Annotated in this window: 7 protein-coding genes; all 7 read left to right on the top strand. The window is 47.6% G+C overall.

What is annotated here, in order from left to right; translation table 11 throughout:
- Positions 1–381: OmpA family protein (locus Q0338_RS04885; RefSeq protein WP_298085779.1), on the top strand; the 381-nt coding region annotated here is incomplete at its 5' end.
- A 2-nt stretch (positions 382–383) separates the two neighbouring features.
- Complete coding sequence (fliP, locus tag Q0338_RS04880) at positions 384–1,124, top strand: flagellar type III secretion system pore protein FliP (RefSeq protein WP_298085778.1); 741 nt, start codon at positions 384–386, stop codon at positions 1,122–1,124.
- A 141-nt stretch (positions 1,125–1,265) separates the two neighbouring features.
- Complete coding sequence (locus tag Q0338_RS04875; protein WP_298085777.1) at positions 1,266–2,585, top strand: TolC family protein; 1,320 nt, start codon at positions 1,266–1,268, stop codon at positions 2,583–2,585.
- Complete coding sequence (locus tag Q0338_RS04870; RefSeq protein ID WP_298085776.1) at positions 2,582–3,724, top strand: efflux RND transporter periplasmic adaptor subunit; 1,143 nt, start codon at positions 2,582–2,584, stop codon at positions 3,722–3,724. Before Q0338_RS04875 ends, Q0338_RS04870 begins: the two co-directional genes overlap by 4 nt.
- Positions 3,717–6,737 carry an efflux RND transporter permease subunit gene (locus tag Q0338_RS04865; protein ID WP_298085775.1) on the top strand — a complete coding sequence of 1,007 codons (3,021 nt, stop codon included), beginning with the start codon at positions 3,717–3,719 and terminating at the stop codon, positions 6,735–6,737. Before Q0338_RS04870 ends, Q0338_RS04865 begins: the two co-directional genes overlap by 8 nt.
- Before the next feature lie 315 nt (positions 6,738–7,052).
- Entirely contained in the window at positions 7,053–8,138 is a 1,086-nt protein-coding gene (locus Q0338_RS04860; RefSeq protein ID WP_298085774.1) for a PepSY-associated TM helix domain-containing protein, read from the top strand.
- A partial coding sequence (locus tag Q0338_RS04855; protein ID WP_298085773.1) for a TonB-dependent receptor plug domain-containing protein occupies positions 8,135–9,217 on the top strand: 1,083 nt, incomplete at its 3' end. The genes Q0338_RS04860 and Q0338_RS04855, both read left to right, overlap by 4 nt.

The following is a 9,217-nucleotide window of genomic DNA, read 5'->3' as shown; positions in this document are numbered from 1 at the left end:
GCAAAAGATAGCGCCCAGCTACAAAACGACGACGCGTTGCTGTTTTTAAAACGTATCGCGATGGTGATAGCAAAGCTGCCGCCAGACGTCGTAGCAAACGTGATCGGACATACCGACAGCGAGCAGCCGGGCTCTGCCGAGTTTAAAGACAACTGGCAGCTATCGTCGGCTAGAGCTATCAGCGTGGTTAGCGAGCTCATCAAAGACGGCGTCGATCCTAAAAAGCTAACCGCGTCCGCAAAGGCCGAATTTGAGCCGTTTGCGACAAATTTTACCGAGCAGGGTAGGGAGAAAAACCGCAGGGTCGAGATCCACTTCGTTTCGTTAAATTTAGACGACAAAGCCAAAACGCAAAAAAGCATACTGGACGCGCAGGAGTAAATTTGAAAAAACTGACGTTTTTGCTGTTTTTTATCTTTGCGGCGGTTGCGATAGGCGAGGATAACGTAACGATCCCGACCGTAAATCTCAGCCTAAGCGCGCCCACTACGCCCACCCAGCTAGTTAGCTCACTAAACGTCCTACTAGTCCTCACGGTCCTTACACTCGCGCCATCGCTGGTTTTTATGATGACGAGCTTTTTACGGCTCATTATCGTTTTTTCGTTTTTGCGCCAGGCGATGGGTACGCAGCAGATGCCGCCATCTACGGTGCTTATTAGCCTTGCGATGGTGCTTACGTTTTTTATCATGGAGCCTGTGGGCAAGCAAGCCTACGAAGCGGGTGTGAAGCCCTATCTAAGCGAGCAAATCGGCTACCAAGAGGCCTTTGAGCGTGGCGTGAAGCCGTTTCGCGAGTTTATGATAAAAAATACGCGAGAGAAGGATCTGGCGCTGTTTTTGCGTATCAGAAATATGCCAAACCCGCAAAGCTTCGATGATATCCCGCTCACGGTCGTGATGAGCGCGTTTATGATCAGCGAGATGAAAACGGCGTTTGAGATAGCCTTTTTGCTCTATCTGCCGTTTTTGGTCATCGATATGGTCGTTAGCTCCGTGCTCATGGCGATGGGTATGATGATGCTGCCGCCGACGATGATTTCACTGCCTTTTAAGCTACTTATTTTCGTGCTCGTCGACGGGTGGAATTTGCTCGTCATGAATCTCGTTAAAAGCTTTCATTAGGTTTTTTGTCGCTATAATCTTAAAAAAGCTCCGCGCGCCGCTTAAATTTCATTTTATTTTACTTACGGCGCCAGACTTCAGACGGCGCAAACCTGCTCAAATTTAGCCCGCGCCGCCCAGAGCTAATAGGGAAGGGTTTAGATGAAAAAAATTTATATATTTTTGAGTTTTTGCGTTTTTTTAGGTGGTTCGGAGGTTAAATTTGAAGGAAATTTGCCCGAGCTGATTTTAGCCGCGCAGAGCTCAAATTTGGCTCAAATTTCAAACTACGAACCGCAAAAAGCGCAGCTGCAAAAAGACGCCGTAAAAAGTGCATATATGCCAAGCCTCAGGGTTGAGGGCGGATACAGCTTTTTAAGCGGCGACATAAACGTCCTGCGCCCGCAAAGAGCCGCCACGGCTAGGGCGATTTTGGAGCTTGCGGTTTATGACGGCGGCAAGCGCGAAGCCCTGCTAAGCTCGCTTTCGCACCTTAGCGCGGCTGAAATTTTAAAAAACGAGGAGTATCAAAACCTGCTTGCGTTTAACGCGACTAAGCTTTATTTTAGCTTTTTGTCGCTGGGCGAGCTCGCGACCGCAAAAGAGGGCGAGATAAACTACCTAAAAAACGCTCTAAATAGGCTGGAAAAATACTACCGCGCAGGGCTTAGCGACGAGAGCGAGTATGAAGCGGTAAACGCCAGATACGCCATGGCGCTCGCCGAACGCCTCGAAATCACGCAAAATCAAAACGAGATAAAAAATCAAATTTACGCGCTAACGGGCAGAGATATCGAGCCTGTGGCGGGCTCTAGGATCGCTTTTTTGGACGATGAAAACTCCGCGCCGCAAAAAAGCGAAAAGCCCGAGCTTGAGGCGCTTAGGCTAAATTTCGCCGCGGCCTTGGAGGATGAAAAGATAACCGCGTCCGAGACGAACCCGCAAATTTTCATCAAAAACACATACACTTTTATGCGCACTCACTACGATAGAAATTTGCTGCCCGCGCAGTATAGAAGCGCGCTGGAGCCGTATTTTGACGACTTTTTTAAGCCAAATTTAAACACCAACGAGCTGATTTTGGGCTTTAGCTGGAAGGCGTTTGATTTTGGCGCGAACAAAAAGCGGCGCGAGATAAAGCGCATAAGCGCGCTGCAAGCGAAGCTAAATTTGGATCAAAAGCGCTTGCAAAACGAGCTAAATTTAGCAAATATCAAAAACGACCTAAAGACGCTCGAGCAAAAGATAGCCGCGGGCAAAAGCGCGCTAAACTCGGCGCAAACCTCGCTAAATGCCGTTAGTAAAAAGTATGAAGCCGGGCTGCTTGGGTACGTCGAGTTTTTAAACGCGACCGCGCAGAGCTTTAGCGCAGGCAGCGCGCTGGAGCTAAGCAAGAGTAAATTTGAGATCAAAAAGGCGGAGTATCTGTATGAACGCGGCGGCAAAATCGCCGAAAATATCGAAAAAACGGAGCGCAAATGAATAAAATTTTACTTTTTTTACTGAGTGCGGCGGTTGCGCTTTGTGCCCAGGATAGGATCTACGCGAGCTTTGACGTCGCAGCGGCAAAAGACGCGCAGCTCGCACTAAAAGCCGTGGGTATCGTAAAGACCGTAAACGTAGAAATAGGCTCCGCGGTAAAGCGCGGCGACGTGCTACTCGAGCTTGAAAACGAGAGCGAAAAGCTAGCCGTAAAGCTCGCTCAAAACGACCTAGAGAGCGCGCAGACGGCAAAAGCTCACGCAAAAAGCGTGCTGGATAAATTTAAACTCGTTCAAAGCGTGAGCTCGAAGCAGGCTTTTGAAAATGCGGAATTTGATTTCAAAAACGCCGCGCTAGCCGAAAACAGAGCGCATCTGGCGCTAAATTTGGCGCAAAAAAGACTTGAGGATACGCGGCTACTCGCTCCCTTTGACGGGACGATATCTGGCAAGAGTATCGAGGTCGGCGAGGGCGTGGGCGGCGTAGCGCAAAAGCTGATGTCGGTATTTTCGTATCCCGATGTCAAGCTCAAGCTTAGCTTTGATGAGAAATTTAAAGACCACGTAAAAATCGGTAGCGAATTTGTCTATAAACTAGACGGTCAAAGCGAGGAGAGGCGCGGTAAAATCAGCCTCATCTACCCGACTATCGACACGAAAAACGGCAAAATTTACGCCGAAGTGCAGGCGCAAAATTTGACGCCTGGGCTTTTTGGCGAGGGATATATCGTCTCTAGCGCGCAGGACGGGGACGCCGAGCCTAAAAATAAGGACGACAATAAAACGTCTGAGCTTAAATTTGACGGCTTTAAAAACGGCGGACTTGCGAGCGCGAAATTTGACGTAGAAAAAGCTAGCTTCGGCGCGGCGCGGTTTTCAAATTTGACGCTGCAAACGAAAAGCGAGGTAAATTTGAGCTCAAATTTGGCGAATGTAGCTAAATTTGACGCCGCCGCGAAAAATGCAAATTTAACGAGCGGGTCAAATTTATCGCATAAACAAGATGGCATAAATTTAAACGTCAAATTTAACGCTACTCAAATTTTACTGGCTGATAAACGCCAAACGCTTTTTGCAGAGCAGGGCGAACGGGCAAATTTGATGCAAAAACCCGTTTTAGCAAAAGCCCGAAATGTATAAACTAGCCATAAATCGCCCGATTACGACGCTGATGTTTTTCGTCGCGCTCGTATTTTTCGGCGCGATGTCGCTTCTTAGGATGCCGGTAAATCTCTTTCCCGAGGTCGTCATCCCGCTGGTTAAGATCACGACCTATGCGCCGGGCGACATGAGCCTCATCGAGAGCAGGGTCACTAAAAAGATCGAGGACGAGGTCTCGACGATAGACGGTATCAAAAAGATTAGATCCTATACATTTAACAACCTCAGCATCGTTTTGGTCGAGTTTAATCTCAAGAAAAACATCGACGTCGCCGCGAACGACGTGCGCGACAAGGTCGCAAAGGCAAAGCTCGATGCCCAGCCAGAGATAGAGAAAATCAACAGCGACAGCGGCAAGGTGGCGAGCTTTTTCGTTAGCCGCAAGGATGAAAATTTAACCGCGCTCATGCAAACGGTAAAAGACGAGGCAAAGCCGTTTTTGCAGCGCGTAAAAGGCGTGGGCAAGGTCGATGATAAGGGATTTTTGGAGCCTGAGATCAAAATTTACCTTGATCCTTTTAAACTCGATAAATACGCTCTAACCGCGGCCTCGGTCATAAATATAATCAAATCGCAAAATTTAAAAGCGCCGCTTGGCAAGCTGGAAAACAGCGAATACGAGATATTTTTAAAGAGCGAATTTGACGCTAAAAGCGTGCGCGAGCTAGAGGAGATCCGCCTGCAAAAGGACGTGTTTTTAAAAGACGTCGCGCGCGTGGAGCTATCTCATCACGACACCGACGCCGTAGCGATGTATAACGGCAAGCGCGGAGTGCTGCTTGACGCTATAAAAGTAAGCGGCGCAAACACGATCGAGACGATAGACGCGCTCAAGGCTAAAACGGACGATCTAGCGGCAAAACTGGGTGCAAACTACGAAGTAGAGCGGGTTTACGAAAAGAGCGAGAGTATCCTAAAACACATAAATCAGGTCAAATTTGACATGATGCTGGGCGTCGCGCTCACCGTCGTCATCGTCTTTTTCTTTTTGCGAAGCTTTAGCGCGACCATCATCGCCGCGCTCGCGATCCCGGCTAGTATCGTGGGGACGTTTTTTATCATCGACGTTTTGGGCTTTGATCTAAACCGCCTCACGCTGCTGGCTCTCACGCTTGGTATCGGTATATTTATCGACGATGCGATCGTGGTCGTGGAAAATATCTCCAAAAAGATGCAAGAGGGCGAGAGTAATCCGCTAAAAGCGAGCTTTGAGGGCGTGCGCGAGATCGCCTTTAGCGTGCTTAGCATTAGCGCGGTGCTGCTTTGCGTGTTTGTGCCGATCGCCTTTATGGAGGGCATCGTCGGACAGTATTTTAACTCCTTTGGTATGAGCGTGAGCGGCGGTATCGTGGTGTCGTTTTTGGTTTGCATTATGCTGATACCTAGCCTGGCGGCGAGATTTTTGAGTGAGGGCGAGAGTAAATTTTACCGCGTGACAGAGCCTATATTTGAGGCGCTCGAGAGCGGTTACGAGCGGCTTTTGAAGCTTATTTTGAGGTTTAAAACCGCGTTTGTTATCCTTACTTTTGGCGTGCTGGCTCTTTGTATGAGCCTAGCCGGCAAGGTCGGTATGGACTTTTTGCCCGTCGAGGACGAGGGGCAGTTTGAGATATTTTTAAAAGCAAGCCCGGGCATCTCGGTCGAGGCTATGAGCGCTAGAGCTAGCGAGGTCGTGCGCGAGGTAGATAGCGATCCGCGCGTCGAGTACTCATATATGATCGCTGGCTACACGGACTCAAAGGACGCGTACAAGGCTAAAATTTACGTCCGCTTAAAGGGCTTTGAGTCGCGAAAAGAGCGCCAAACGCAGATAATGGACGAGTATAGAAAAAAGCTTAAATTTGACGATCTCTCGGTCAAAGTTCTGCAGATACCATACGTCGATACGGGCAGCGACAGCGAGCCCGTGCAGCTAACGATCACGGGCGATAGCCTAGAAAAACTAGACGAAATCCTACCTAAAGCTATCGCCATGGTGCGGGCGATAGAGGGCACGACGGACGTGGGCAGCGATAACGAGGATAAGATAAACGAGCTGCAAATCAGCGTAAATAAAGACAAAGCCAAGCGTCTAAACGTCGATCCTAGCGCGGTCGCGCAGGTGATATATGCGTCCTTTGGGCAAAATAGGCTTGGTAGCTTTGATAACGGCGACGCGCAGTACGATATGATACTGAGGTTTGACGACGAGTACCGCAAGGACGCGCAGGCGCTGCAAAAACTAAAGATCAAAAACGCCCACGGCGAGAGTATAAGCCTAAGCGCGGTGGCGGAGTTTAAGACGAGCAAGACCTTTTCCGTGATAAACCGCTTTAACAAACAGCGTCAGATCAGGATCGTCGCAAACGTAGATAACGTCCCGCTTGGCGCCGTACAAAAAGGTATTGACGAAAATATCGGTAAAATTTTGCCCGCGGGCTACGATTATGTGATGACGGGCTTTATCGAGATGATGAACGACACGAACGCGGCCTTTGTCTTTACGATCAGCCTTAGCGTCGTACTCATCTATATGATCCTAGCCGCGCTTTATGAGAGTTTTATTTTGCCGCTCATCATCATGATCTCGATGCCGCTTGCCTTTGGCGGCGTGGCGGTCGGGCTCTATCTTAGCGGCAACTCCTTTAGCTTGTTTGTGATGGTCGGCGCGATCTTGCTTTTTGGTATGGTGGGTAAAAACGCGATTTTAGTCGTGGATTTTGCAAATCGCTACGCAAACGAGGGCGTGGAGCTAAACGAAGCCATCGTGCGCGCGGGCGTTAAGAGGCTACGAGCGATACTGATGACTACTTTTGCGATGATATTTGCGATGTTGCCGCTTGCGCTTAGCAGAGGCGCTGGATACGAGGGCAACTCCCCGATGGCGATCTCGGTGATCTCGGGGCTCATTAGCTCGACGCTGCTAACGCTGCTAGTCGTGCCTGCGCTCTTTGGCGCGGTGTATAAGATAGATAAATTTGTGAGTAAAATTTATAAAAGAGAGGAAATTTAAGGCTCAAATTTGAGTTTGCTTTCGGCGAGACTTGTATCAAATTTACGCTCGGCGGTTGCTCGACTGTTGGGCGCTGATTTTGATTAAACTAAAAAGCCGATTTTGCTTTGAGACCACATTAAATTGATTTCCGTAATTTAACGTAACAAATTTGCCGTTTTGCATTCGTCTGCCTCTGCTAAACCCTGTTTTTAAATATTTAGCGCAAAATATAGATTCCTTATTTATTTGATAACGGTTTTAGAAATTATTAATTTTTAAAATGCTAAAATCCGCGCCGATTTAAAGTAAATTTTAAAAGGACAAATTTTAAACGTGAATATACTTGACAAAAAGACGATGTATAAAATTCATACTTATATTTCACTCATATTTTGCATTCCGCTAGTTATCGCATGCTTTACCGGTTCGGTTTTAGTTTATAAAGATAAGATAAATAATATTTTAATGCCAGGCGTCATCTATGTAGCAGACGGCAACGATAAAAAGAGGCTAAAATTTGACGAACTAAGAGAAAAAATAGAAAAAGAGTATCCGCATCACGAGATCGTAGGTTGGAATATCGACGTAGATCCGCAAAAAACGGACAAAATTTGGCTTTTGCCTCACGGCGCGGGCGAAAAAGAGTGGGCCTGTATCTATCTGGACGCTTTTAGCGGAGAGATAAAAAGCGACCTCGTGCCGCACGATAGCGGATTTATCGGCGTTATTACCGAGCTTCACGAAAATTTGCTTCTTGAAAAAAGCGGTCAAATTTTGCTTGGGCTAACGGCGATTTTTGCCTTTATTATTTCGATCAGCGGCTTTATTGTTTACCGAAACTTTTGGGCGAATTTGCTGCGTCTTCGGTTTTCGCGCATGGCTACTTTTATGAGCGATTCGCACAAATTTATCGGCGTTTTTTCGACGCCCGTTATTTTTGCGGTCGCGCTTAGCGGTGCTTGGTGGGAGCTTAGGTTTATGTTTATGCCGCCCTTTGATAATTCTAAATTCGTAATCGGTCCGCAAATTTACGACAAAAATATCTCTATCGACGCCCTCGTGCAAAAAGCACCCTCGGATATGTCCGGATTTAGGACGCACTACGTTAGCTTTCCGTTTTATGATGGCGCAAATATCACGCTTTACGGACAAAAACCACAGCAAAGCTTCCTACATAGCCAGTACTCAAGCACCGTTACTTACGATAAAAATAGCGCAAATTTAATCGATGTAAAAGATATAGAGCTAGCAAGCAAAACGGATAAATTTTTATCGACGTTTAGGCGCGCTCACTACGGCGACTATAACGCCGCGACTAAATTTTTCTGGTTTTTGTGCGGGCTAGCTCCGCTTGCGCTTAGCGTTTCGGGGATTTACTTATGGATAAAAAGATCAAATTTTAAAAGGAGAAAAAGATGAAAAATAAAATTTTGTTTTCGGTTGCGGCGATAAATTTGCTCGCGTCCGTTCAAATTTTAGCCGCCCAAAACGGCGAGAACGTAGCAGGCAAAGAGACGCTTGATGCCGTCGAGGTAACTAGCGAACAAAGGCGCGACGACGTAAAATACAACGCAAAAGAGCTAGTAAAAAGCACCACGAGGCTAGACCTCACCTCGCGCCAAACGCCTCAGTCGCTAACCGTCATCACCGAGGCTAGGCTAAAGGATCAAAACATCAACGACTATCAGGTGCTTTTGCGAAATATCCCGGGCGTCACGCTTAGCAAGTGGGACGAGCGCGTATATCCTACGGCAAGAGGCTTTAAGATAGATTATTATTTGCTTGATTCGATGCCTAGCTTTGGCGGATTTAGCCTAGGCGCAAACGATATGAGCATGTTGCCGTATGAGCGCGTCGAGGTCGTAAAGGGCGCAAACGGCCTACTAGCGGGTGCAGGCAATCCAGCGGCTAGCTTAGATTTCATCCGAAAAAGAGCAAATTCAAAAGAATTGACGGGAAATTTTAAACTAAGCGCGGGCTCGTACGATAGATACGGCGTATCTGGCGACGTGCAGACTCCGGTGACTGCTGACGGCAGCGTGCGGGCTAGAGCGTCTTTTATGCACGAGAAGTCTCGCTCGTATATGGACTACTATAACCGTAAAAACACCGCTATCTACGGCGTAGTGGATGCTGATATCATGGATAGTTCGTGGCTAAGCCTGGGCGCGTTTTATCAGGAGCTAAAGCGTCACGGCGTACGCTGGGGAGGAATGCCTGCGTTTTACAAAAACGACTCTAGGCGCGAGTTTAGTAAAAATGAAATTTTCTCGCAGCCTTGGACTAGATGGGATATCAAGACTTTTGACGTTTATGCCGATTTTAGGCACTATTTTGAAAACGAAGCCAGCCTAAATCTCTCCTACTCCTTCCGCCGCGCAAATACGGATACTAATTTGCTCTACTACGGCGGCAAGGTAAATTTAGACGGTACGGGCGATGTTAGCGGACTTAGCGTCTATGCAAACAAACGCGAGGAAAATATCCACAACGTAGAC

Source organism: uncultured Campylobacter sp. (assembly GCF_938018145.1).
Lineage (GTDB): Bacteria > Campylobacterota > Campylobacteria > Campylobacterales > Campylobacteraceae > Campylobacter_A.
Note: the sequence above shows the minus strand (reverse complement) of the source record. Positions and strands in the feature narration are given on the sequence as shown.

Coding starts and splice junctions, on each gene's coding strand:
- Q0338_RS04875 (WP_298085777.1), top strand. CDS start 1,266: ATGAAAAAAATTTATATATTTTTGAGTTTTTGCGTTTTTTTAGGTGGT.
- Q0338_RS04870 (WP_298085776.1), top strand. CDS start 2,582: ATGAATAAAATTTTACTTTTTTTACTGAGTGCGGCGGTTGCGCTTTGT.
- Q0338_RS04865 (WP_298085775.1), top strand. CDS start 3,717: ATGTATAAACTAGCCATAAATCGCCCGATTACGACGCTGATGTTTTTC.